Annotated in this window: 21 protein-coding genes; 8 read left to right on the top strand and 13 right to left on the bottom strand. The window is 70.4% G+C overall.

The window, feature by feature from the left end:
* Window positions 1-46 precede the first annotated feature (46 nt).
* Window positions 47-982 carry a ketopantoate reductase family protein gene (locus BOX17_RS01215; protein WP_071941679.1) on the bottom strand — a complete coding sequence of 312 codons (936 nt, stop codon included), beginning with the start codon at window positions 980-982 and terminating at the stop codon, window positions 47-49.
* Window positions 983-998: 16 nt separating this feature from the next.
* Window positions 999-2,909, bottom strand: coding sequence for a DNA topoisomerase III (locus BOX17_RS01210; protein WP_071941678.1), 1,911 nt, complete (start codon window positions 2,907-2,909; stop codon window positions 999-1,001).
* A 119-nt stretch (window positions 2,910-3,028) separates the two neighbouring features.
* Here BOX17_RS01210 and BOX17_RS01205 point away from each other — a divergent pair, with 119 nt between their 5' ends.
* Window positions 3,029-4,273: an ABC1 kinase family protein gene (locus BOX17_RS01205; RefSeq protein WP_071941677.1), complete on the top strand. Its 1,245-nt coding sequence runs from the start codon at window positions 3,029-3,031 to the stop codon at window positions 4,271-4,273.
* 64 nt (window positions 4,274-4,337) lie between these two features.
* Complete coding sequence (locus tag BOX17_RS01200) at window positions 4,338-6,167, top strand: SEC-C domain-containing protein (protein ID WP_071941676.1); 1,830 nt, start codon at window positions 4,338-4,340, stop codon at window positions 6,165-6,167.
* Between the two features lie 32 nt (window positions 6,168-6,199).
* On the opposite strand, the gene BOX17_RS01195 is transcribed toward BOX17_RS01200, so the two are convergent.
* Window positions 6,200-7,561, bottom strand: coding sequence for an AmpG family muropeptide MFS transporter (locus BOX17_RS01195; protein WP_071941675.1), 1,362 nt, complete (start codon window positions 7,559-7,561; stop codon window positions 6,200-6,202).
* Window positions 7,562-7,760: 199 nt separating this feature from the next.
* On the opposite strand from BOX17_RS01195, the gene rfaH reads away from it, so the two are divergent.
* From rfaH to ccoM, 3 genes are all read left to right on the top strand, one after another.
* Window positions 7,761-8,303 (top strand): transcription/translation regulatory transformer protein RfaH, encoded by a 543-nt coding sequence (gene rfaH / locus BOX17_RS01190; RefSeq protein ID WP_071941674.1) that lies wholly within the window; start codon window positions 7,761-7,763, stop codon window positions 8,301-8,303.
* Between the two features lie 45 nt (window positions 8,304-8,348).
* On the top strand, window positions 8,349-8,855 hold the full coding sequence (locus BOX17_RS01185) for an FKBP-type peptidyl-prolyl cis-trans isomerase (RefSeq protein ID WP_071941673.1): 507 nt from the start codon (window positions 8,349-8,351) through the stop codon (window positions 8,853-8,855).
* 128 nt (window positions 8,856-8,983) lie between these two features.
* On the top strand, window positions 8,984-9,100 hold the full coding sequence (gene ccoM, locus BOX17_RS17210) for a cytochrome c oxidase subunit CcoM (RefSeq protein ID WP_279626233.1): 117 nt from the start codon (window positions 8,984-8,986) through the stop codon (window positions 9,098-9,100).
* Window positions 9,101-9,201: 101 nt separating this feature from the next.
* On the opposite strand, the gene BOX17_RS01180 is transcribed toward ccoM, so the two are convergent.
* The 8 genes from BOX17_RS01180 to BOX17_RS01145 form a co-directional block, all read right to left on the bottom strand.
* Window positions 9,202-9,822: a lytic transglycosylase domain-containing protein gene (locus BOX17_RS01180; RefSeq protein WP_083582206.1), complete on the bottom strand. Its 621-nt coding sequence runs from the start codon at window positions 9,820-9,822 to the stop codon at window positions 9,202-9,204.
* Window positions 9,823-9,868: 46 nt separating this feature from the next.
* Complete coding sequence (locus BOX17_RS01175) at window positions 9,869-11,578, bottom strand: proline--tRNA ligase (protein WP_071941672.1); 1,710 nt, start codon at window positions 11,576-11,578, stop codon at window positions 9,869-9,871.
* 133 nt (window positions 11,579-11,711) lie between these two features.
* Entirely contained in the window at window positions 11,712-12,467 is a 756-nt protein-coding gene (locus BOX17_RS01170; RefSeq protein WP_071941671.1) for a DUF3307 domain-containing protein, read from the bottom strand.
* Window positions 12,464-13,111 (bottom strand): helix-turn-helix domain-containing protein, encoded by a 648-nt coding sequence (locus tag BOX17_RS01165; RefSeq protein WP_071941670.1) that lies wholly within the window; start codon window positions 13,109-13,111, stop codon window positions 12,464-12,466. Before BOX17_RS01165 ends, BOX17_RS01170 begins: the two co-directional genes overlap by 4 nt.
* Before the next feature lie 109 nt (window positions 13,112-13,220).
* Window positions 13,221-14,399: a vWA domain-containing protein gene (locus BOX17_RS01160; RefSeq protein WP_071941669.1), complete on the bottom strand. Its 1,179-nt coding sequence runs from the start codon at window positions 14,397-14,399 to the stop codon at window positions 13,221-13,223.
* A gap of 3 nt (window positions 14,400-14,402) precedes the next feature.
* Window positions 14,403-15,257, bottom strand: a complete 855-nt coding sequence (locus tag BOX17_RS01155; protein ID WP_071941668.1) for an AAA family ATPase — start codon at window positions 15,255-15,257, stop codon at window positions 14,403-14,405.
* Between the two features lie 92 nt (window positions 15,258-15,349).
* Window positions 15,350-16,114: an SDR family oxidoreductase gene (locus BOX17_RS01150; RefSeq protein WP_071941667.1), complete on the bottom strand. Its 765-nt coding sequence runs from the start codon at window positions 16,112-16,114 to the stop codon at window positions 15,350-15,352.
* The gene (locus tag BOX17_RS01145; RefSeq protein WP_071941666.1) at window positions 16,111-17,007 is read right to left on the bottom strand and encodes an NAD(P)-dependent oxidoreductase; all 897 of its coding nucleotides are present in this window, start codon (window positions 17,005-17,007) and stop codon (window positions 16,111-16,113) included. The genes BOX17_RS01150 and BOX17_RS01145 overlap by 4 nt, the downstream gene beginning before the upstream one ends.
* 105 nt (window positions 17,008-17,112) lie before the next feature.
* Between BOX17_RS01145 and BOX17_RS01140 the strand changes: the two genes are divergently transcribed.
* The gene (locus BOX17_RS01140; protein WP_071941665.1) at window positions 17,113-17,433 is read left to right on the top strand and encodes a cupin domain-containing protein; all 321 of its coding nucleotides are present in this window, start codon (window positions 17,113-17,115) and stop codon (window positions 17,431-17,433) included.
* 417 nt (window positions 17,434-17,850) lie between these two features.
* Entirely contained in the window at window positions 17,851-20,226 is a 2,376-nt protein-coding gene (locus tag BOX17_RS01135; protein WP_071941664.1) for a DNA polymerase II, read from the top strand.
* A gap of 34 nt (window positions 20,227-20,260) precedes the next feature.
* On the opposite strand, the gene BOX17_RS01130 is transcribed toward BOX17_RS01135, so the two are convergent.
* Window positions 20,261-22,051 (bottom strand): ABC transporter transmembrane domain-containing protein, encoded by a 1,791-nt coding sequence (locus BOX17_RS01130; protein ID WP_071946535.1) that lies wholly within the window; start codon window positions 22,049-22,051, stop codon window positions 20,261-20,263.
* A gap of 159 nt (window positions 22,052-22,210) precedes the next feature.
* Here BOX17_RS01130 and trxC point away from each other — a divergent pair, with 159 nt between their 5' ends.
* Window positions 22,211-22,648 carry a thioredoxin TrxC gene (trxC, locus tag BOX17_RS01125; protein ID WP_071941663.1) on the top strand — a complete coding sequence of 146 codons (438 nt, stop codon included), beginning with the start codon at window positions 22,211-22,213 and terminating at the stop codon, window positions 22,646-22,648.
* On the opposite strand, the gene BOX17_RS17205 is transcribed toward trxC, so the two are convergent.
* Window positions 22,563-23,876, bottom strand: a complete 1,314-nt coding sequence (locus BOX17_RS17205; RefSeq protein WP_071941662.1) for a GGDEF domain-containing protein — start codon at window positions 23,874-23,876, stop codon at window positions 22,563-22,565. The two genes, trxC and BOX17_RS17205, sit on opposite strands and share 86 nt — an antisense overlap.
* Window positions 23,877-23,952: the final 76 nt, after the last annotated feature.

Below are 23,952 nucleotides of genomic sequence, written 5' to 3'. Positions count from 1 at the left end.
GAGTCGGCAGCGGGAGGTGCCGGCCCGGAATCATTGTCATCTCAATCTAGCAACGGGGCGGCGGTTGCGCCAATGCGTCGGCCCGGGCACGCAGCGTGTCGAGGTGTCGGGCCAGGTGCGGTGCCGCCAGTCGGTGGCGCCCGGCCGCCTCGAGCAGCGGGGCGAGGATCGCCTCGTGCTCGGTGAGCCGTCCCGCCTGGACATCCTGCAGCATGGAGGCGCGATTGGCGGCCGTGGCCTCGATGACCTGCCACACCAGGCGCCGCCAGCCTTCGAGCCCCTCACCGTCGGGCGGCGTGATGCCCTCGGCGGTGAGGATCGACGCGACCTCGGCGAGCAGGGGCTCGACCCTGTCGCGGTAGGGAGCATCGCGCAGCTCGCCGTTGCGGATCCCGAAGTGGGCCACCAGCGGGTTGATGACCGCGTTGACGGCGAGCTTCCGCCACAGCCGCACGCGAATGTCGTCGACCGCCTCGGTCGGCAGGCCGGCCGACGAGAGGATGCCGGCCAGCCGCCCGGCGAGCGCGCCATGCCGGCCATCGAGGCTGCCCAGGAAGGTGTGGCCGTGCCCGGCATGGGTCACCTGCGCCTCGTCCTGGACGTAGGCCCCCTCGGTCGTGCTGGCACAGAGCACCGGCCCCCGATGACGCGCGCTCAACCGCGGCTGGCAGTCGAAGCCGTTCTGCCACAGCAGCAGGGGAGTCCCGGCCGGCAGCTGGCCGGCCAGGGCGCGATGCGCCGCCTCGGCACCGTGCGCCTTGGTGGTCAGGTGCACGACATCGGGAACCTCCCGGGGTAGGGCGTCGATCCGGGCCACCTCGACCCGGCGGACCAGGGACGACTGCTCCGGGGTGAGCAGGGTCTGGACGACGGGGATGGTGCGTCGTCCGATCAGCGTCACCGCAGCGTCCTCCGCCAGCCTCAGGGCGATCAGCCGGCCCAAGGCGCCGGGCCCGACAATCCAATGTCTGGTGTGGGTCATGGTGGGCCTCCTCACGTCAGCGGCGCCGTGGCCGTCGGGCGGAGCCGGTCCGGCGGCGCGGGGCGCCCCGGCGCTTGCCGCGGGGAGCGGGGGCCTGTTCGCCCCGGGCACTCTCCAGGGCCGCGCGTATCCTCCCGGCATCCGCCGCGTCGAGCAGGCCGTGGAGGTCCTCGATCAGCGCCGTCAGGAAGGGGGCCGGGTCGTCTCCCTGCTCGGCGATGGCGCTCAGCCGCTGTTCCCACAGCGCGGTGCGCTCGGGGCGGCCCACCGCCTCGGGCAGCGAGGCGATCAGCGCGCTGCCCAGCCGGCTGGCGCGCAGCGCCTTGGCCTGGCGCACCAGGTAGCCGCGTTCCACCAGGGTCTCGATGATGCCGGCGCGGGTCGCCTCCGTGCCCAGACCGTCATGCTCGCGCAGGGTGCGTCGCACCGCCGGGTCGTCGACGTAGCGGGCGATGTTCATCATCGCCTTAATCAGGCTGGCGTCGGTGAAGGGTTCGGGGGGGCGAGTCTCGCGGTCCTCCACGCCGGCTTCTTCCACCCGGCAGGCCTCGCCCTCGGTGAGCGGGGGCAGGGGGGGCGCCTCATCGCGGGTGGTGAACAGCGGCTTCCAGCCGGGGTCGAGGAGCTCCTGTCCCTTGGCGCGGAAGGGCTCGTCGAGGATCAGGAAGTCCGCCTTGACCTCGCGCAGGGCGAGCGGCGGGTAGAACTGGGCCAGCACGTTGCGGGCGATCAGCCGGAAGACGTCCGCCTCGGCCTTCTCGAGCCGCGAGAGTTCTGCGGGCTTGCCGGTGGGCGCCAGGGCATGGTGCGCGCCGACCTTGCCGTCGTTCCAGGCCTTCGAGCGTCGCGAGAAGTCCGCGCCGGCGAGCCAGCCGCGCAGGGTGTCGTCGGGTCGGCAGGCGCTCTCCAGGGTGGCGCGCGCCGCGGCCCAGTGTTCCTCGGGGAGGTAGCGACAGTCCGAGCGCGGGTAGGTGATCAGCTGATGGCGCTCGTAGAGGCGCTGGCAGATGTCCAGGGTCGACTTGGCGGAGAGCCCGTGGCGGCGGGCCGCGTCCACCTGCAGGGCCGAGAGCGAGTAGGGAAGGGGAGCGGCCTGGCGCCGCTCCTGGCGCTCGAGCGAGGTGAGCCGCCCCTCGGCGCCGGGCAGGCGCTCGGCCAGCTCGGCGGCGGGCTGGCGCGACAGCAGTCGTCCCTGGTCGTCGAGAGAGTGGGCCTCGCCCGGCTGCCACCAGGCCCGCAGCCGTCCCCGTTCAACGGCGAGGTCGGCCCACAGCACGAAGAAGGGCTTGGGCCGGAAGTCGCGAATCTCGGCGTCGCGGCGCACCACCAGTCCCAGCACCGGGGTCTGCACCCGCCCCACCGAGAGCACCCCGTCGTGGCCGGCCTGGCGACCGGACACCGTCCAGGCGCGGGTCAGGTTGATGCCGTAGAGCCAGTCGGCCCGGGCGCGTGACTGGGCCGCCCGGTAGAGCGGGTCGAAGCGGGCATTGTCTTCGAGGCGGGCCAGCGCCCGCTGCACCGCCGGGCGGTTGAGGTCGCTGACCAGCAGGCGCGACACCGGCCCCTTCCAGCCCAAGTGCTCGATCACCTCCTGGACCAGCAACTGGCCCTCGCGGTCCGGGTCGCCGGCATGGACCACCTCGCGGGCGTCCTTGAGCAGCTTGCGGATCACCGCCAGCTGGCCGCGGGCCTTCGGTCGGGGCATCAGCTTCCAGCGGCTCGGCAGGATCGGCAGGTGGTCGAGGCGCCACTGCTTGAGGGCGGGGTCGTAGGCATCCGGCGGGGCCTGTTCCAGCAGGTGGCCCAGGCACCAGGTGACCGTGGTGTCTCCCATCACCAGGGCCCCGTCCTGGCGGCGGGGGCGACCGGGCAGCGCGTCGGCGATGGCCCGCCCCAGGCTCGGTTTCTCGGCGATGATCAGGCGCATGGCGACTCGTCGGGGGAAGTGACATGGACATTCTTCCAGTATTCTCGAGGCCTCGCCAGGTGTAACGAGGTCGATATGGTGTACAATGATTGTATAAATATCCTTCGAGGAGAGAGGCGATGCGCGAACGTGGCCGCACCCGGCGCCTGCTGGGACTCGGTGCCAAGACGGGAGGAGCGCTGATCCGCACCCGTCTCGGCGGTCAGGCCGACTGGCGGGCCCTGGGAGAGGCCCTCTTCGAGGGGCTGTCCGAGCTGAAGGGGCCGGCCATGAAGCTGGCCCAGATCATGTCCCAGTGGGACGACCTCCTGCCGCCGGACCTGGCCGAGGAGCTCGCCCGGCTTCAGCGCCAGGCCGAGCCCATGCCCTGGACCGACATCCGGCGCACCCTGGTCGAGGAGTACGGTGACCTCGAGGCCCGCTTCCGAGAGATCGAGGAGCGGCCCTTCGCCAGCGCCTCCATGGGCCAGGTGCATCGTGCCGTGACCCACGACGGCGAGACCCTGGTGCTCAAGGTCCAGTACCCCGGCCTCGCCGAGGTGCTGGAGAGCGACCTGGCCCAGGTGCGTCGGCTGATGCGCCTGGGCCGCTGGTTCAAGGTGCCCCAGGCGCGCCTCGATGCCCTGTTCGAGGAGCTGGCGGTGAGCCTGCGCGGCGAGCTGGACTACCACGCCGAGGCCGAGGCGCTGGCCCGCTACCGCGAGCGCTACGCCCATCTCGATCGCCTGGTCATCCCCGAGCCGCTGCCTGACCTCTCCGGCCCTCGGGTGCTGGCCATGCGCTACGTGGCGGGCACCCCGCTACGTGACCTGGAGGCCGCCGATGACGAGCGGCGCCAGCAGGTGGCCACGACCCTGGCCGACTGGCTGACCGAGGAGCTCTTCACCCACGGCGAACTGCATGCCGACCCCCACGCCGGCAACTTCGCCGCGGATGCGCAGGGCCGCCTGGTGATCTACGACCTCGGCGCGGTGATCCCGGTACCCGCGGCGCGGCTGACGGCGATGATGCGCCTGCTCGAGGCGACCCTCCAGGGCGACCCCATGGCCATGGACGGGGCGCTGCTCGAGCTGGGCGGCCGCCAGGGGCAGGGCGCTCCGCTGGCGCTCTACCGGGAGTCGGCCGAGGCGGTGTCGCCCCTGTTCGAGCCTGGCGAGCAGGACTTCGGCGACGTGCGGGTGCACCGTCGCCTGCGCGACCTGAGCCCGAAGGTCTGGGCCGCCATGGACCGCCTGCAGCCCCCGGCGGACACCCTGCTGCTCTCGCGCACCCTCAACGGCCACTACTGGAACCTGGTGCGCCTCGGCGCGCGGCTCGACATGGACACCCGGACCCGCCCGCTGTTTGCCCGCGCGAAGGCCTGAGCCACCTGCCCAGCATGCCGCCGGACTGGTAGACTGTGCCATTTTCTGGATAGCGGAGAGTGCGATGCTGGCAGTATGGGTGGAGCAGCTGCTGGGCTTTGCCACGGGGGCCCTGGCGGCCATTCGTGAGGACGAGCGCTATCCCACGCTGATGGCCTGGGCCCGGGACGAGGGGCCGGCGCTGGTCGGCGGGAACCTGCCCCTGGCCCAGGCGCTGGCCCCGGAGCTGTGGTCGCAGACCCCGCTGGCGCGACTCGACTTCGCCGCCGAGCCGCTGGCCCGGCCGGGGCGCAACGAGCCCTGCTGGTGCGACTCCGGGCGCAAGACCAAGCACTGCTGCGGTGCCGTCAGCCTGCCCGGCCATGTGCCGTCCCACCTGATGTGGATGCTCTCGCTGCGCGACTGGAAGGGCGACACCCTCAAGGCGGCGCTGGCCAGCGGCCTTGCGCCGGCCCAGGCCCTGCTCGAGGCTGGCCTGATCGCCGCCGAGTCCGGCCAGCGGGGGCGCGCCCAGCAGATCCTCGAGTCGCTGTTCGAGCGGGCCGACTGGCAGACGCTTCCCGAGCAGGCCGAGCCCGCCTTCGAGATCCTCATCGACCTCTACCAGGAGCGCGGCTTTCACCGCAAGCGCGAGGCGCTGCTCGATGCGGTGCTCGACCGTGGGCCGCTGTTCCTGCGCGGCGTGGCGCTGGAGCGGCTCTGCCTGATGCACCTGGACAACGACGACCTGGACAGCGCCCGGGCGGCCTTCGTGCGCGCCCAGCAGGCGCTGCCCGACTCGCCGACGTTGGCCTACATCGAGGCCATGCTGCTGCTTCACGAGGGCCACGAGGAGGAGGCCGCGGAGCGGTCACGCTTCTGGTTCCGGCGCCTCTCCCGCCAGGGGGACCTGGATCCCGACCAGTTGCAGTTCCTGGCCGACCTCGCAGAGAACCCCGGCGCGACCCTGGCCGACCAGCTGCTCAGTGCCGAGGAGGACCTGGCCGAGCCGCTGGTGGCCCTGCAGGCGCTGCTGGAGTCGTTGCCCGTCGCCCCGCGGCTGGAGATCCACCACCACGAGGGCAGCGGCCTCGAGTACCATTCCACCGCCCGCGAGGACACCCTGTTTGCCGCCTGGCAGAAGGTCTTCAAGGCTAACGTCGAGAGCGAGGCCCCCATGGGCTTCGATGACGATCCCTGGCCCCATGCCGGCGAGTGGCTGCCCGCGCTCTGCGCCCATCCTGAGTGGCTGGACGCGCCGGCCGTGGTGCAGTCCCTGGCGCTGGCGCTGGCCAGCCGCTTCGGCAGCCTGCCGTGGATGGCGCCGAGCCTCTTCGAGCCCCTGGCCAGCCGGCTGGAGCGCTGGCTCGAGCAGGTGCGCGCCGAGGGCGAGGGGCCCTTCCCGTGGGACAGCGCCGACAACGCCGTGCTGCTGCGGACCGGGCTGGCCCTGGTGGTGGGCATGGAGCGTGGCGCCCGGGCCCGCTCCAGGGAGCTGGCCGAGCGCCTCCTGACCCTGGACGACCAGGACAGCCTGGGCCTGCGCGAGCTGGTGCTCGACCAGCTGCTGCGGGAAGGCCGAGACCGGGCGGCCCTGGAGCTCAGCGTGCGGGAGCTCGACGGCGAGGGGGACGAGACCCCGCCGCTGGGGCTCTTGATGGGGCGGGTGCTGGCGCTCTACCGCCTGGGACGCCCCGACGAGGCCCGCGAGGCGCTGGACGAGGTTCGCCGCCACAATGCCCATGTCGCGGCCATGCTCTGCGCCGAGAACCCGCGTCCGGCCGGCACGGGCGGCGACGGCATCGCCGAGCCCGGCTCTCGCGCCGAGGCCTGGCAGTACCGGACCCTGATGCGCGACCAGTGGCGCAGCACCCCGGGGGCCCTGGCCTGGCTCCAGGCGCGGCTGGCCGACTGAGACCCAGGTCAGGACCAGGGTCAGGCCTGGGCTCAGGCGGTCCGCGGGGCCGGCATCAGTGCGCGGTCGCGGCTGATCCAGATCGCCAGCAGCACCGCCGGCGCGCCCAGGGCGGTGGAGATCAGGAAGAAGGTGGCATAGCCCTCGCCGCTCACCACCAGGCCGCCGAAGCCGCTGAGGAACTTGCCGGGCAGGGTCATCAGCGACGAGAAGAGCGCGTACTGGGTGGCCGTGTAGGCCCGCGAGGTGAGGCTCGAGAGGAAGGCGATGAAGACCGCGCTGGCCAGGCCGTTGGCCAGGTTGTCGCCGACGATGGCCATGACCAGCATCGGCAGGTGCTGGCCCGCCAGCGACAGGGCCACGAACAGCAGGTTGGTCAGCGCCGCGGCCGCCGCACCCAGCACCAGGATGGGCCCGATGCCATAGCGGGCCACCAGCAGCCCCCCGAGGATGCCCCCGCCGATGCTCATGGCGATGCCGAAGACGTTGGTGACGTTGGCGATGGTCTCAAGGCTGAAGCCCAGGTCGATGTAGAGCGGGTTGGCCATCGAGGCCATGGCCAGGTCGCTGATCCGGAACACCGCCACGAAAAGCAGCAGCCAGATCGCCTTGCGACGGTGGCGGCTGAAGAAGTCGGTGAAGGGGCAGACGATGGCGCCGATCACCCAGGCGCCGAGCCGCCGCAGCGTCTTCGAGCGCCCGCGGGAGGCCCTCAGGAAGGCCCGCACCCGGGGCTCGTGGATCAGCTGGGTGGTCAGCGCGAGTCGCTCGGGTTCCGGTCGCAGCAGGACCGTGACCGCCCCGACGCCCACCAGCCCTGCCATGCACAGGTAGGCCGCCTCCCAGGAGACCAGCGAGGCCACGTAGAGGGCGCCGGCGCCGGCCGCCAGCAGCCCGCCGCGATAGCCGATGATGTAGGTCGAGGCCATGGCGGCCTGGACATCCTCCGGAGCCGACTCGATGCGGAAGGCATCGATGGCGATGTCCTGGGTAGCCGAGCCGAAGGCTACCAGCAGCGCGAAGACGGCCACCAGCGGCAGGTGGCCGACCGGGTCGATGCCGGACAGCCCCACCAGGCCGGCGGCGATCATCGCCTGGGCCAGCAGCATCCAGCCCCGGCGCTGACCCAGGCTGCGCGTCAGCAGTGGCAGGGCGAGGCGGTCCACCACCGGGGCCCAGAAGAACTTGATCGAGTAGAGCATGCCGATCCAGGCGAAGAAGCCGATGGCCGCCACCTCGACCCCCGTGCTGCGCAGCCAGGCCGAGAGGGTCGAGAACACCAGCAGGAACGGCAGGCCGGCCGAGAAGCCCAGGAACAGCATGGTGATGACCGGCGCGCGCAGGTAGATCACCAGGGCGTCGTGCCAGCTGCGGTGAGCGGTGGGGGGCGGCATGTCGGGCAGCACTCCTTGCGGTCGGGCACGAGGGAGGCCACGCAGGTCCTCGCCATCGATGATAAAATCCTGAATACGGCAGCCGGCGGCTTGCCGTCCGGCCCATGTCCCCCGCGGGCGATCGCCCCGGGGATGGCATGCGGTGGGATTGTTGCAGAGCGCCGGCAGTGATACCAGCAGGAACCCGACCAGGAGCGACATGAGCGATTCCGAGATTCGCCAGGCCGAGGCCGATGATGCCGTGCCCCGCTGGTACGTGATCCAGTGCAAGGGCGGGGAGTCCTTCCGCGCCGCCGAGCACCTGACCAATCAGGGCTACGAGATCTTCCATCCCGTGCTGCAGGTGCAGAAGAAGCGTCGCGGCAAGCTGGAGTGGGTCAGCGAGCCGCTCTTTCCCTACTACCTGTTCATCCGGCTCGACCGCCTGGCCAGCAACTGGCGCCCCATCCGCTCCACCCGAGGGGTATTGAAGATCGTCACCTTCGGCCTCTCGATGCCGGTGCCCGTCAGCGATGCGCTGGTGGAGACCCTGCTCGAGCATGGCCGCGGGGAGGAGGATGCGACCTCGAACGTCTACTTCCGCGCCGGTGAGGCGGTGGAGATCACCGAGGGGCCCTTCAAGGACCTGCAGGCCGTGTTCGCCAGCCATAAGGGCGAGGAACGGGCCATCGTGCTGCTCAACCTGCTGCACAAGCAGCAGCGCCTCGAGATGCCCGTCAGCCAGTTGCGTCGACACGAGTAGGCGACGACCTCGCCGTCATTCCCCCCCTTCCCGTCAGGAGATCCCATGACCATCGCCCCTCAACGGGTCGTGACCCTGCACTACGTGCTCAGCGATCAGGACGGCAACGTCCTCGACGACTCCCGGGCCCGCGCGCAGCCCCTCGAGTACCTGCATGGCCACGGCAACATCATGGCCGGCCTGGAGCGTGCCCTGGAGGCCCAGTCCGTCGGCGCCGAACTGTCGGTGACCCTGATGCCGGCCGATGCCTACGGCCTGCGTGACGAGGCGCTGGTGCGCGAGGTCGGGCGGCACGCCTTCCCCGCCCCCGATCTCGCTCCCGGCATGCGCTTCCAGACGCCCGGCGACGACGGTCCCGAGATCGTCACCATCCTCGAGGTGCGCGACGACAGCGTGCTGGTCGACACCAACCACCCCCTGGCCGGCCAGACCCTGCGCTATCGCCTCGAGGTGCTCGAGGTCCGCGAGGCTACCCGGGCCGAGCTGGCCAAGGGGCATCCGCTGCCGCCCGGCACCGAGCCGAGCGAGGTGGAAGACAAGAAGATGCCGTGAAAACTGATCTGGATCAACGGATTCCCCGCGTCCTGCCGGGCCCGCGGGGAAACTTGATACAGGTCACTTTCCCCCTCCCCACGCCGCGCTACAGTCTTCCCAACACATCGAGACGGGAGGACACCACCATGTATCTGGATGACGCCGTAATCTTCGGGCTGGTTACCGTCGCGATGATGGTCGCTTTCATGGGTGGCTGGGTAGCATTCATCGTTCGCGATCACCATCGCAAGAACAAGCACTGATCCAGTCGCTTCAAGAGTCGTCAGGGGAGGGGGGAGCTGTCCCCCCAGTAGCCGACCCGTCAGGGTCGGCTTTTTTTTCGTCCGGATGACGGGTGGCCGACTCAGCGAAGCGCCGTGGTACGCACGTCATCCCGGGAGGACCACCGGCCTGCCAGGGCCCGCATCACCCGCTCGGGATACCAGGTCTTGCCGAGGCTGCCGTTGTAGCGGGCCAGTGCCCGGGTCAGGTCGCCGCGCTCCACGGCCAGGTAGTGGGCCAGGATCGTGCAGCCATAGCGGAGGTTGCGTCGCGGGTCCTTCAGGTCGTCGGCCGGCAGGCCCAGCTCGCGGATCCAGAACGGCATGATCTGCATCAGGCCGACGGCACCCGCCGAGGAGACCGCCTCGGCCTTGAAGGCGCTTTCCACCTGGATCACCGCCAGCACCAGCGACGGCGACAGGCCCGCCAACCGTGCCTCATGGTGGATACGGCCCAGCAGCTCGCGGCGGCGGTCCATCTCCGGGACGTAGCGGGCTAGCCTGGGCTCCATGGCGTTCAGCCACTGACGCGCCGCCCAGATCTCGGCGGGCGAGATGGGCGCCTCGCGTACGCTGTCGAGGGTGCCGCGCAGGCTCGCGGGGATGGCCGGCAGGGCCCGCACGAAGGGGGCGGGGGGCTCGGGTGACAGCGAGGGGGGCAGGGCGGCGAGGAAGTCACGCTCGCCCTGGCCCAGGGCCGTCATGGCCGGCAGGCAGCAGGCCACCGCGAGCGCGGCTACCCGACATCGTTCAGATATCGACCTTCTCGCGCAGGAAGTCGATGATCTCCCCGGCCGGTACCATGGTGGCGTCACTGTCACGGCGTCCCTTGTATTCCAGTTCACCCTTGTCCAGGCCCCGGTCCCCGACGACCAGACGGTGGGGGATGCCCATCAGCTCATGGTCGGCGAACCGCACGCCCGGGCGCAGGTCGCGATCATCCAGCAGCACCTCGAGCCCGGCGGCGGTAAGGGCCTGGTAGAGTCGCTCGGACTCCTCGCGCACCCGCTGAGACTTGTGGGCGTTCATCGGCACCATCGCGACGTGGAAGGGGGCGATGGCGTCGGGCCAGATGATCCCGGCGTCATCGTGGTTCTGCTCGATGGCGGCGGCCACGACCCGGGTCACCCCGATACCATAGCAGCCCATCCAGGGATGCACGGCACGACCTTCGTCACCCAGCACGGTGGCATTCATCGCCTCGGAGTACTTCTTGCCGAGCTGGAAGACGTGGCCGACCTCGATGCCGCGCTTGATCGCGAGCACGCCCTTGCCGTCCGGCGAGGGATCGCCCTCCACCACGTTGCGGATGTCGGCGACGCTGGGCAGCGCGACGTCGCGCTCCCAGTTGATGCCGAAGTAGTGCTGGCCATCGACGTTCGCCCCGGCACCGAAGTCGCTCATCAGTGCCACGCTGCGGTCGATGACGATCGGCAGCTCGAGGTTCACCGGGCCGAGCGAACCGGGACCGGCCCCCACGGCGGCACGGATCTCCTCCTCGGTGGCCATGGTCAGCGGCGAGGCCACCTCGGCGAGGTTCTCGGCCTTGACCTCGTTGAGCTCGTGATCGCCGCGCACCAGCAGGGCGACCAGGCCGCCTCCCTCGCCCTGGACCAGCAGGGTCTTGATGGTCTTCTCGATGGGCAGGCCGTGCTGCTCGACCAGCGTCTTGATGGTCCGGGCATCGGGGGTGTCGACCAGGCGCAGCTCCTCGGTGGGCGCCGCGCGCTCGCCCTGGGGCGCCAGCGCCTCGGCCTTCTCCATGTTGGCGGCATAGTCGGACTCGGTGGAGAAGACGATGTCGTCCTCGCCGGAGTCGGCCAGCACGTGGAACTCGTGGGAGCCGGTGCCGCCGATGGCGCCGTTGTCGGCGATCACCGGGCGGAAGTCGAGGCCCAGTCGGGTGAAGATGCGCACGTAGGCGTCATACATCACCTGGTAGGTCTCCAGCAGCGACGCCTCGTCCACGTGGAAGGAGTAGGCGTCCTTCATGATGAACTCGCGGGAGCGCATCACCCCGAAGCGCGGCCGGATCTCGTCGCGGAACTTGGTCTGGACCTGGTAGAAGTTGGCCGGCAGCTGCTTGTAGCTGGCGATCTCCTTGCGGACCAGGTCGGTGATCACTTCCTCGTGGGTCGGGCCGACGCAGTAGTCGCGACCATGGCGATCCTTGAGGCGCAGCAGCTCCGGGCCGTACTGCTCCCAGCGGCCAGACTCCTGCCACAGCTCGGCGGGCTGCACCGCGGGCATCAGCACTTCCTGGGCGCCGGCACGATCCATCTCCTCGCGCACGATGCGCTCGACCTTGCGCAGGGTCTTGAGGCCCATCGGCAGCCAGGTGTAGAGGCCGGAGGTCAGGCGGCGGATCATCCCCGCGCGCAGCATCAGCTGATGGCTGATGACTTCGGCGTCGGCGGGGGTTTCCTTGAGGGTGGCGATCAACAGTTGACTGGCGCGCATGGGTCCGGCGTTTCCTCGAGCGTGTTCTTGTACAGAAGACAGTGACGGGCCGTGCTGGGCAGCGGCAATGGCCGGTCATTGTACGGCCAGCGGCCCCGCGGCGGCAAAAAAGCCTGTGCTCGCCCCGTCGGGGTCAGCCCCCCGTCGGCAGCAGGCGCACCAGCATGCCCAGCACCAGGGTCGTCGAGACGCTGAGCAGGGTGCCGAGCAGCACATACTCCGTGAGCTTGCGGTCGCGGGTCTCGCGCAGGTCCCCGAAGCGCAGCACCGACTTGGCGGCCAGCAGGAAGCCCACCGCGGTGAGCTGGTCCAGCAGCACCAGGGTCAGCACCAGCAGCCGTTCCAGCACGCCGATGCGCGCGCCGGCGCTGGCCAGTGTGCCGGTGTCCTCTAGCTCGGCGCTCCAGCGCCGCATGACCAGGGCGATGGCGATCGACAGCGGACGGGTTACCAGCAGGTAGGCCGTGGCAACGCCCAGCACCGCCGGCGAGGCCAGCCAGACGGCGAGCGCCTGCAGCGGGGCCAGGCTTTCCAGCCAGGCCAGCCAGAGCCCCACCAGCACCAGCAGGTGGCCGGCCTGGTCGAGCAGGAACCAGCGAAGCTCGCCGGCCGGCCGCCGGGACTTGGCCAGGTCGATCGTCCAGTGGCTGGCGCCCACCGCCAGGGCGCCGAGCAGCGCGGCGCCGGGTCCACGGGACGTGGCACCGGCGGCCACCAGCAGCACGCCGCCGGCGAGCAGCCCGTGCAGCAGGGCGTGGAGCAGCAGCCGCGGGGAGCGGTGGTGCAGCCGGTAGCGCTCTTCCACCCAGCGCCGCGGCTGCAGCAGGAAGTCGCCCACCAGATGGGCCAGTACCAGGGCCATCAGCAGCGAGAGGGCATCGGCACTCATGGCGTCGCCCCCTGTTCGGCGAGTCGCCGGCGCAGGTACGTGAGGCTGTCGGAGAGGAGTGCCCAGCGCGCGGCGCGCAGGCGCTTGTGCACGCTGGGCTGGGTGATGCCCAGGCGCTCGGCGAGGGTCTGTTGGGAGACCTGCCGGGAGCTGTCCTCGCGCAGGCTCAGCCCGACGACCTCCGCCGAGTAGGGGGACCAGCCATCGAGCAGGTCGTCGATGAAGCGCACCAGCAGGGCCAGCCCCTCGTCCTCGGCTTCGTCCAGCAGGGTCAGGGCCAGGTGGCCGTGGCCGCCCGCCAGGGCATCCAGGGTGCGTCCCGAGGCGATGAAGGTCTCGCCGTCGGCCGCCGCGAGGCCGGCCTCCGCCGGCCCGATCGCCACGGCGATGCGGGCGTCCCAGCGCTGGTCCGGCTCCGAGTGCTGGACCAGGGCCGCCCGCAGGGCCACGGCCGCCTCCATGGCCGCTGCCGCATGGGGCAGGGCAAGCTGGAAGCCGTCGCCGCGGAAGCGTTCGCCGTGCCCGCCGTGACGGGCCGCCAGTGCGGCCAGGGTGTCATCCAGCTGTCGGTACAGGCGCGGCCGGTCGCCGACCTTGCGGGACTCGATCACGTCGCCGGTGAGGACGGCGATTCGCTGTGGCATGAAGCATTCTCCTGGGCTGTACCGCCAGAATAGCCGCGCAGGGCTATTCTTCAAGCTGATAGCCCTTAAAGGCGATAAAAGTTATATATAGCCCTTAAAGGCTATGCGGCTAGCGGGCCAGCTCGCGCATGGCGCGCTCCAGGCCCTCCAGGGTCATGGGGTACATGCGATCCTCGATCAGCTCGCGGATCAGCCGGGTGGAGTGGGTATAGTCCCAGGCACGCGGGGCCATGGGATTGAGCCAGACCAGGCGGGGGAAGTGGTCGGCCAGGCGCCTGAGCCAGACGGCGCCCGACTCCTCGTTGAGGTGCTCCACGCTGCCGCCGGGATGGGTCACCTCGTAGGGCGACATGGCCGCGTCGCCGACGATCACCACCTGGTAATCGCTGCCGTAGGTGTGCAGCACGTCCATCGTCGGGATGCGTTCGCTGCCGCGCCGCCGGTTGTCGCGCCACAGTCCCTCATAGGGACAGTTGTGGAAGTAGTAGGGCACCAGGTGCTTGAATTCCGAGCGTGCCGCCGAGAAGAGTTCCTCGCAGGCCCGGACGTGGTCGTCCATGGAGCCGCCCACGTCGAGCAGCAGCAGCACCTTCACCGCATTGTGGCGCTCGGGGCGCATGCGCACGTTGAGAAGGCCCGCGTCCCTTGCGGTCTCGCGGATGGTGGCATCGACGTCGAACTCCTCCGCCGCCCCCTGGCGGGCGAACTTCCGGAGCCGCCTGAGGGCCATCTTGATGTTGCGCGTGCCCAGTTCCAGCGAGTCGTCGTAGTCGCGGAAGCGCCGCTCGTCCCATACCTTCACGGCCCGGCGGTGCCGCGAGCCGTCCTGGCCGATGCGGATGCCCTCGGGGTTGTAGCCATGGGCGCCGAAGGGGCTGGTGCCCCCGGTGCCGATCCACTTGTTGCCGCCGGCGTGGCGCTTCTTCTGCTCCTCGAGGCGCTGCTTGAAGGTCTCGATCAGCTGCTCGAGGCCGCCCAGGGACTCGATCTTCGCCTTCTCCTCATCGGAGAGCTGCTTCTCGAACTCGCGGCGCAGCCAGTCATCGGGGATCAGCGCCTCGATGGCGGCGTCGAGGTGCTCCAGCCCCTCGAACCAGGAGGCGAAGGCGCGATCGAAGCGGTCGAAGTGGCGCTCGTCCTTGACCATCACGGTGCGCGCCACCCGGTAGAAGGCCTCCATGTCGGCGAACACCACGCCGCGCTCGACCACCGCATGGAGGTCGAGCAGCTCGCGCAGGGAGACGGGCACCCCGTGGCGCTTCAGGGTCTCGAACAGGCCGATGAACATCCGTCAGCGCCTCGGGTTGCCCTGGCGACGCAGCATGAAGGCCAGCCGTTCCAGCAGCTGGGTATCCTGCTCGTTCTTGACCAGTGCCCCCGCCAGCGGCGGGATCGCCTTGACCGGGTCGCGCTGGTAGAGCGCCTCGCGGGCCAGCTCGTCGCTCATCAGCAGCTTGAGCCAGTCGACCAGCTCCGAGGTGGAGGGCCGCTTCTTCAGGCCCGGGGCCTGGCGCAGCTCGAAGAACACCTCCAGCGCCTCGCCGACCAGCTTGGGGGCGATGTCGGGGAAGTGCACGTCGATGATCGCCTGCATGGTCTCCCGGTCGGGAAACTCGATGTAGTGGAAGAAGCAGCGGCGCAGGAAGGCGTCGGGGAGCTCCTTCTCGTTGTTGGAGGTGATGACGATGATCGGGCGGTGGGTCGCGGTGATGGTCTCGCCGGTCTCGTAGACATGGAACTCCATGCGATCCAGCTCCTGGAGCAGGTCGTTGGGGAACTCGATGTCCGCCTTGTCGATCTCGTCGATCAGCAGCACCACCCGCTCGCCGGCGGTGAAGGCCTCCCAGAGCTTGCCGGGACGGATGTAGTTGGCGACATCCTCCACGCCCTCGATGCCCAGCTGGGAGTCGCGCAGCCGGCTGACCGCGTCGTACTCGTAGAGCCCCTGGGCCGCCTTGGTGGAGGACTTGATGTGCCAGGTGATCAGCCGGGTGCCCAGGGAGGCGGCCAGCTCCTCGGCCAGCAGGGTCTTGCCGGTGCCCGGCTCGCCCTTGATCAGCAGCGGTCGCTCCAGGGTCACGGCGGCGTTCACCGCCTGCTTGAGGGCCTCGGTGGCCACGTAGGTGGAAGTGGAATCAAACGCCATGGATCGCGCCTCGGGGTCGTGGTCGTCGGGAATCAAACAAGTGTACGGAAGGGCATGACCGGGAACAAACCGCCGGCGAAAACGACGCCGTCTCACTCGGCGTAGAGCATCCGGCGCGTCATGCCGCCGTCCACCACGAGGTTCTGTCCGGTGACGAAGCCCGCCTCGTCGGAGAGCAGGAAGGCGGCCATGGCGGCGACATCCTCCGGGCGGCCGACGCGCCCCACGGGATGCTGGTCGCGGTCGATGTCGCGATGCTCCACCGGCGTCTGGTGCGCGCGTTTCTGCCAGTCGCCCACCTCGATCCAGCCGGGACTGATGGCGTTGACGCGGATCTCCGGCCCCAGGCTGATCGCCAGGGCATGGGTCAGCGCCACGATGCCCCCCTTGCTGGCGGCGTAGGCCTCGCTGTCGGGCTCCGACTGGAGGGCCCGGGTGGAGGCGATGTTGACGATGGCGCCCCCCGTGCGCCTCAGGTGGGGGGCGGCCTGCCTGGCGCACAGGAAGGCGCCGGTCAGGTTGGTATCGAGGTAGGCTTGCCAGGTGGCCAGCTCCAGGGACTCCAGCGGACCGGCGAAGGGATCGGACAGGCCGGCGTTGTGGATGAGCCCGTCGAGGCGCCCGAAGCGGGAGAGGGTGCGCTCCAGGCTGTCGGCGACACCGGCCTCGTCGCGAACGTCCGAGACCATGGCCAGCAGCCGCTCCTCATGGCCGAGCCGTTCCTGGCACTCGGCCACCGCCTGGGCGTCGACGTCGGTCAGGGCGACGCTGTCGCCCCGGGCCAGCAGGTGCGCCGCGATGCCGAGCCCGATGCCCTGGGCGCCGCCGGTGAGATAGATCACCCTGTTGTGGCTCATGTCGCCCCCTCCTTGCCGACGGGACGGTAGGCCTCGACCAGGATCGCCGGGTCATGCTCGGCGTGTCCGCGGCGGGCCTGGGCGCGCATCAGCTGTGCCGCCAGGCCGCTCATCGGCGTGGCGCTGCCGATGCGCTGGCTCTGGGCCACCGCCAGGTCCAGATCCTTCAGCAGGGTGCGCAGGTGCCAGGGCGGGTCGTCGAAGTCGCTCGCCGCCATGCGCGGGGCGAGGATGCGAAACGGTGTCGAGTCGGCGAAACCGCCGGCCAGGGCCTCGGTGAGCCGGCCGGCCTCCACGCCACTGGCCTCGGCCAGGGCCACCATCTCGGCGATCACCGCCGCCTGGCAGCCGACGATCATCTGGTTGCACACCTTGGTGACCTGGCCGCTGCCCACCGGGCCCATGTGGGTCACCCGGGCGGACAGCGGCGCCAGCACGGGGCGGATCGCCTCCACCGCCTCGGCCTCGCCGCCACACATGATCGCCAGACTGCCCGCCTCGGCACCGGCCACACCCCCCGAGACCGGGGCATCCACCCAGAGCATCCCGCACTCGCTGCCGAGCCAGTCGGCGAAGTCGCGCGTGGCCGCGGGGTCGCAGCTCGAGAGGTCCACCAGGCGCTGGCCGGCGCGGCCGTGCTGGGCCACGCCGCCCTCACCGAACACCACGTCCTCGACCACGGCGGTGTTGGCCAGGCAGAGCAGTACGATGTCCACTTCCGTCATCAGCGCCTCGATGGAGCCTGCCACCCGGGCGCCGGCTTCGGCCACGCCGGCGGTCTTGTCGGGCGAGCGGTTCCAGACGCTGACGTCGAAGCCGGCCTCCAGCAGGCGACGGGTCATGGGCTCGCCCATCAGGCCGATCCCGATGAAGCCGAGTCGAGGTTGAGTCATGAAGAAATCTCCAGAAAGGGGCGCAGGGCATCGAGCCTCGACGTAGCTTGCTGTTATACAGGGGCGAGTGGCAAGCGATCATCGTCCATCGAGGAGGCCGTTCCCATGATCCGCAATCTGTACGCCGCGATGCCCGAGGACCTCGACGAGGAGCACTTCGATGCGCTGGCCCGTTCGGAAGACGTCACGATCGAGCGCATCGTCTCGCGGGGACACTCCTCCCCGGCATCCGGCTGGTATGACCAGCCGCAGCACGAGTGGGTGGTGGTGCTCCAGGGGGAGGCGGTGATCGCCTTCGACTCCGGTGACGAGGTGGCGCTGGGGCCCGGCGACCACCTCACGATTCCTGCCCATTGCCGGCATCGGGTGGCCTGGACCGCCCCCGAGCAGACGACCCTCTGGCTGGCCGTGCACTACCGGGCCTGAGGGCGAGCGAATGCGCCGCGATGGCGCCGACGAGGGCGGTCACGTCCTCGTTTGGTGCACTGCAGCAGGGCGGGCGGCTCCCTGGTGCCGGCGGGCGGGCGGGTGATCTTATTCAACCTTCTGACTGATAACGATATTTCGTCGGGTGGCACGGATTTCGTAGGGTGATGGACAGAACGTCGACGAGTTCCCGCGACAGGAGGGCGATGCCCACCGGCCGACGACCGAACCCGATGACGCATCGCCGAGCGGTAGGTCACCCCTGCGGCCGGCGATACACCGAGTGAGCTGGCGTGCTCCAACTGGTCCCCTTCGGGGGGCCTTTTTTATGGCCGCCTGTCGAGGTGTCTGGCGAGGTGTGAGACGCCACCACCGGCGGTATGATCACGTCCTGACAAAGGGACACGAGGAGCGGCGGTGGTTTCACGGCAGGGATTCATCCTGACCCGGCACTGGCGGGAGTCGCCCCGGGGCAACGAGATCACGTTCTGGCTGGCCACCGAGCAGGGGCCCCTCAAGGTGAGTCTGCCGCCGCAGCCGTCGGTGGCCTTCCTGCCGGAGGCGCAGCGCGAGCGGGCAGAGGCCGTACTCGCCGGCGAGCCCGGGATCGACCTGCGGCCGCTGTCGTTGCGCGACTTTCACCATCGCCCGGTGCTGGGCCTCTATGGCCGGCAGCATCGCCGGCTCGGGCGCGTGGTGCGGCGGCTGAAGGAGGCCGGCGTGGCGGTCTTCGAGGACGATATCCGCCCGCCGGATCGCTACCTGATGGAGCGCTTCATCACCGCGCCAGTGGAGGCCACCGGGACGCCGGACGGCGAGGGCGGTCTGACGGCGGCCCGCCTCAGGCCCGCCCCGGACGTTCGACCGACGCTCAGGCCGGTGTCGCTGGATATCGAGACCACGGCCCGAGGAGAGCTCACCTCCATCGCGCTCGAGGGCTGCGGGGCCCGTCAGGTGTTCATGCTGGGCCCGCCCAACGGCAACGACGAGGCGCTCGACTTCCGGCTCGACTACTGCGATAGCCGCGCGGCCATGATCGAGCGGCTGAACCAGTGGATCGCGCAGCACGACCCGGATGCCATCATCGGCTGGAACCTGGTGCAGTTCGACCTGCGCATCCTCCACGAGCATGCCCTTCGGCTCGGCGTGCCCCTGACGCTGGGGCGCGACGGCAGCGAGATGGAGTGGCGGGCCCATGGCCGCCAGGCCAACCACTACTTCGCCTCGGCGGCGGGTCGGCTGATCATCGACGGGATCGAGGCGCTGCGCTCGGCCACCTGGCACTTTCCCTCCTTCAGCCTGGAGAGCGTGGCCCAGGCGCTGCTCGGCGAGGGCAAGGCCATCGACAACCCCTACCAGCGCCTGGACGACATCCTGCGCATGTTCGCCGAGGACAAGCCCGCCCTGGCGCGCTACAACCTCAAGGACTGCGAGCTGGTGACGCGTATCTTCGAGGCGACCGAGCTCTTCGACTTCCTGCTGGAGCGGGCCAGCGTCACGGGGCTTCCGGCCGATCGCAGCGGCGGCTCGGTGGCGGCATTCACCCACCTCTACCTGCCGCGGTTGCACCGGCTGGGCTTCGTGGCGCCCGGCCTCGGCGAGGGGCAGCCCGCCGAGAGTCCCGGCGGGTTCGTCATGGACTCCCGGCCCGGCCTCTACGCCTCGGTCCTGGTGCTGGACTTCAAGAGCCTCTATCCCTCGATCATCCGCAGCTTCCTGATCGACCCCGCGGGGCTGGTGGAAGGGCTCGCCGACCCCTCGGACGAGGCCTCGGTGCCGGGCTTTCGCGGTGCGCGGTTCTCACGCACCCGTCACGCCTTGCCGGCCATCGTGGCCCAGGTCTGGGAGGGGCGGGAGACCGCCAAGCAGGCTGGCAACGCACCGCTCTCCCAGGCCCTGAAGATCATCATGAACAGCTTCTACGGGGTGCTGGGCTCGAAGGGCTGTCGCTTCTTCGACGCGCGCCTGGCCTCCTCCATCACCATGCGCGGCCACGCCATCATGCACCGCACCCGCGAGCTGATCGAGGAGGAGGGGTATACCGTCATCTACGGCGATACCGACTCGACCTTCGTGTGGCTGGGTCGCGAGCATCCCGAGGCGCAGGCCGCGGCGATCGGTCGGCGCCTGGTGGCACGCGTCAATGCCTGGTGGCGCGAGCACCTCGCCGCCGAGTACGGCCTGGAGAGCGCCCTGGAGCTGCAGTTCGAGACCCACTACCGGCGTTTCCTGATGCCCACCATCCGCGGCGCCGAGGCGGGCAGCAAGAAACGCTATGCGGGGCTGGTGCGCGAGGCGTCGGGGGAGGAGCGGATGGTCTTCAAGGGCCTGGAGACGGTGCGCAGCGACTGGACGCCCTTGGCCAAGACCTTCCAGCAGGAGCTCTACCGGCGCGTCTTCGAAGGCGAGCCCTGGCGAGAGTACGTGCGCGACTACGTCGGGGAGTTCCTGCGCCGCACCCGCGAGGGGGAGTTCGACGACCGGCTGGTCTACCGCAAGCGGCTGCGTCGTCGCCTCGACGACTACCGTCGCAACGTGCCGCCCCATGTGCGCGCCGCCCGGCTCGCCGACGAGGCCAACGACCGGCTGGCACGGCCGCGCCAGTACCAGCAGGGGGGCTGGATCCGCTACGTGATGACGGTGGCCGGGCCCGAGCCCCTGGAGGCGAACGCGTCGGCGATCGACGCCGACCACTACCTGACCCGCCAGCTCCAGCCGGTGGCCGACGCCATCCTGCCCTTCGTGGGTGACGACTTCACGGCCCTGATCGACCGCCAGCTCGGGCTGTTCTGAGCCCCCCCCGGCCGGGTCGCCCGATCGTCCGGCCTCAGTCGCCGTCGGCCGCCACGGGAAGGGCATGCCGGCCGAACTGCAGCTCGGCGAGGTGGCGATAGAGCGGGCTCGTCTCGAGCAGCGCCTGGTGACTCCCGCTGGCAACCAGGCGGCCTGCGTCCATCACCAGCAGACGGTCGGCGGCGACCACGGTGGCCAGGCGATGGGCGATCACCAGGCTCGTGCGCTCGGCCATCAGCCGGTCCAGCGCCTGCTGGACGAGGCGCTCGCTCTCGGCGTCCAGGGCGCTGGTGGCCTCGTCGAGCAGCAGCACCCGCGGATCCCTGAGCAGGGCGCGGGCGATGGCCAGGCGCTGGCGCTGTCCGCCGGAGAGCTGCACGCCGCCGGGGCCGAGCGGCGTATCCAGGCCGCGGGGCAGCGCCTCGATGAAGCCCAGGGCGTTGGCATCCCGCGCCGCCCGGCGCATCGCCTCGATGTCGGCCTCGGGCGCGGCGAACCGCAGGTTGTCGGCCACGGTGCCGCTGAACAGCACCGGCTCCTGCGCCACCAGGCCGAGGCCCGCGCGCAGCTCGTGCGGGTCGAGGTCGCGCAGGTCGACGCCGTCCAGGCGCAGGGTGCCCCGGTCGGGGTCGTGGAAGCGCAGCAGCAGCGACAGCAGGGTGCTCTTGCCCGCCCCGGACGGGCCCACCAGGGCGACCCGTTCGCCTGGCGAGATCCGCAGGTCGAACGCCTCCAGCGCCGGCGTGTCCCGCCCGGGGTAGGTGAAGCTCACCCCCTCGAACTGGATCGCCCCGCGCAGCGGCACGGGAAGGGGCCGGGGACGGGCCGGGGCGCGGATCGTCGGTCGCGTCCGAAGCAGCTCCAGCAGGCGCTCGGCGGCCCCGGCGGCCCGCTGCACCTCCCCGGCCACCTCGGCCAGGGTCGCTACGGCCCCGGCGGCCAGCACCGCATAGAAGACGAAGGCCGAGAGCTCGCCGGCGCTCATGCGGCCGGCCAGCACGGCCTGGCCCCCCTGCCAGAGCATCACGCCCACGGCGGCGAAGACCGCCAGCATGGCGATGCCAGTCAGCCAGGCGCGCTGGCGGGTGCGTGCCACGGCGGTGGCGAAGGCCTCCTCGACCCGTGCGCCATAGGCCCGGCGATCATGCGCCTCGTGGTTGAAGGCCTGGACGGTGCGGATGCCGGCCAATGCCTCGCCGGCATAGCGCCCCAACTCGGCCACGCGATCCTGGCTGAAGCGGGAGAGGCGCCGCACCCGGCGACCGAACCAGAGGATCGGCAGCACCGTGGCGGGGATGCCCAGCAGCACGATGGCCGAGAGCCACGGCTGGGTCACCAGCATCAGCACCACGGCGCCGACCAGCATCAGCAGGTTGCGCACCGCCAGCGAGACCGAGGAGCCGAACAGGCTCTGGAGCACGCTGGTGTCGGCCGTGAGTCGGGAGGCGATCTCCCCGGCCCCGCCGCCTTCCCCGGTGCTGCTCTCGAAGAAGCCGGGCTCCAGGTCGAGCAGGTGGTCGAAGACCCGGCGACGCAGGTCGGCGGCCAGGCGCTCGCCGATCCAGGTGACCAGGTAGTAGCGCAGTGCCGAGGCCATCGCCAGCACCGCCACCACGGCCACCATGCCCATCAGGGCCTGGTTGAGCTGCCGGGCATCGCGGGCCAGGAAGCCCTGGTCGATCACCAGGCGCAGCCCCTGGCCGAGCAGCAGCACGCTGGCCGCGGCGGCGAGCAGTGCCAGGGCGGCCAGCGCCAGGCGCCCGCGGTAGGGAGAGAGCAGTGACAGCAGTCGCAGCAGCACGCGGGGATCGGGACGGTCGGACATGGCGGTCTCATGGCGGTCGCCGGCAGGCATTGCCGCGACGATACCAGCCTCCGGGACGCCCTGCATGGCGCGCTGGCAACGCCTGTGACGCCATGCCGCTTGATGCCTGCCGCGGGCTCCAGCCATAGTGCAGGAAATCCATCCAACCTGGAGCGCGCCATGACCGAGTCCCTGAAGCTGGGCTGCCCCCACTGCAACGCCATCAACCGTGTCGACCGGTCACGACTCGACCAGGGGCCGAAGTGCGGAAAGTGCCGGAAGGCGCTCTTTACCGGCGAGCCGGTGGCATTGACCGCGTCCAACTTCTCCGCCCTGGTCGAACGCAGCGACCTGCCGGTGGTGGTGGATTTCTGGGCCAGCTGGTGCGGGCCCTGCAAGATGATGGCGCCGATCTTCGCCGAGGCCGCTCGTGAACTCGAGCCGCGGCTGCGTTTCGCCAACCTGAATACCGAGCAGGAACAGGCGCTGGCGGCGCGTTTCGGCATCCGCAGCATCCCCACCCTGATCGTCTTCAGAAACGGCGGGGAAGTTGCCCGCCAGCCGGGTCTATTGCAGGGGCCGCAGCTGCGGCAGTGGCTCCAGCCCCACTTGGCATGACGGCAGACGGAGTACTGCCCAGCCGGGTGGGGCCGAGGCCCGGCGGCCTCACCATCACGCAGTTGCGCCCTTTCGCCTTACCGGTGTAGAGGGCCTGGTCGGCGCGCAGCAGTCCGGGGTCGAGGCTGGTCTCGCTGTCTTCGACCCGGCTGATGCCCACCGTGACCGACAGCGCCAGGGTCACGCCGTTGAACTCCAGGGGCTGTCGGCAGACCGCATCGCGCATCCGTTCGGCGATCTCGCGGGCGGTGACCAGGTTGGCCAGGGGCAGGGCAATGACGAACTCCTCGCCGCCATAGCGGCCGATGATGTCGCTCTCGCGCAGCACCGACTGGCAGCGGGCGGCGACCACCGTCAGGGCCAGGTCCCCGATGGCATGGCCATGCAGGTCGTTGATGTCCTTGAAGTGATCGATATCCACCATGCACAGCGACAGGGGCGTGCCGTCACGATGCGCCCGACGCCGTTCCTGTTCGGCCAGTTCGAAGAAACGCCGTCGGTTGGTGATCCCGGTCAGCTCATCGGTCCTCGCCATGTGGCGCAGGCGCGTCTCCAACTGGTTGTGCTCCTCGATCTCCGCCGCCAGCCGGCGGTTGGCGGAGCGCTCATCGACCAGGCTGGCGAACTGCGCACGCTGCAGCCGGTGGAGCCGGGTCACGGTCATCCAGCACAGCAGGTTGACGAAGCCCAGCAGCAGCAGGGTGTTCGCCAGCTCGCCGCCGGGCAGCGGCGACCAGAGCAGCACCGAGGCGATGAGGCCCCCGCTCAGGTAGGCGTTGCTGGCCAGCATCCAGGGGGTCCGGTTGGGGATGAAGAGGTAGAGGGCCATGCTGGTTGCCACCAGCGAGGCGAGGTTCATCATCAGGCCATCCGGGCGCAGCGGGATGGTGAGCAGCAGGCCGCTGATCGCCAGCAGGCAGGCCAGGTTGACCGGCAGCGGCGCCTGGGCCAGGGCAGGGCGGCGCCATGCCGCCAGGGCCAGCAGCAGGAGGCCGAGGGCCACGATGACCCGCATGCCGAGCAGCACATGGAAGTCGAATCCCGCGCCCAGCAGGTAGTAGTCCGTCAGGCTGAAAGCGAGGAAGAGGCCGGCGCCGATCGTCAGGGCGTGACGCAGCTGGCAGGCGTCGTGGGCCCGCATGGTGCGGCGAAACTGGGCCTCCCTGGCGGGGTCCCTGAATTCGCCACGCCAATCGAAGTCTTCGCCATCCCCTGAGTTGGTGGCCATTCGCGACGTCCTTGAGGACCGGCGACCGTCATGCTGCCACCGGTCGTCGGGCGTCGTTCGATAGGAGCTGCTTCCT

The sequence above is a fragment of the Halomonas aestuarii genome, from assembly GCF_001886615.1.
GTDB lineage: Bacteria > Pseudomonadota > Gammaproteobacteria > Pseudomonadales > Halomonadaceae > Halomonas > Halomonas aestuarii.
The sequence above is the reverse complement of the archived record's forward strand: the minus strand, read 5'-3'. Positions and strand labels throughout refer to the sequence as shown.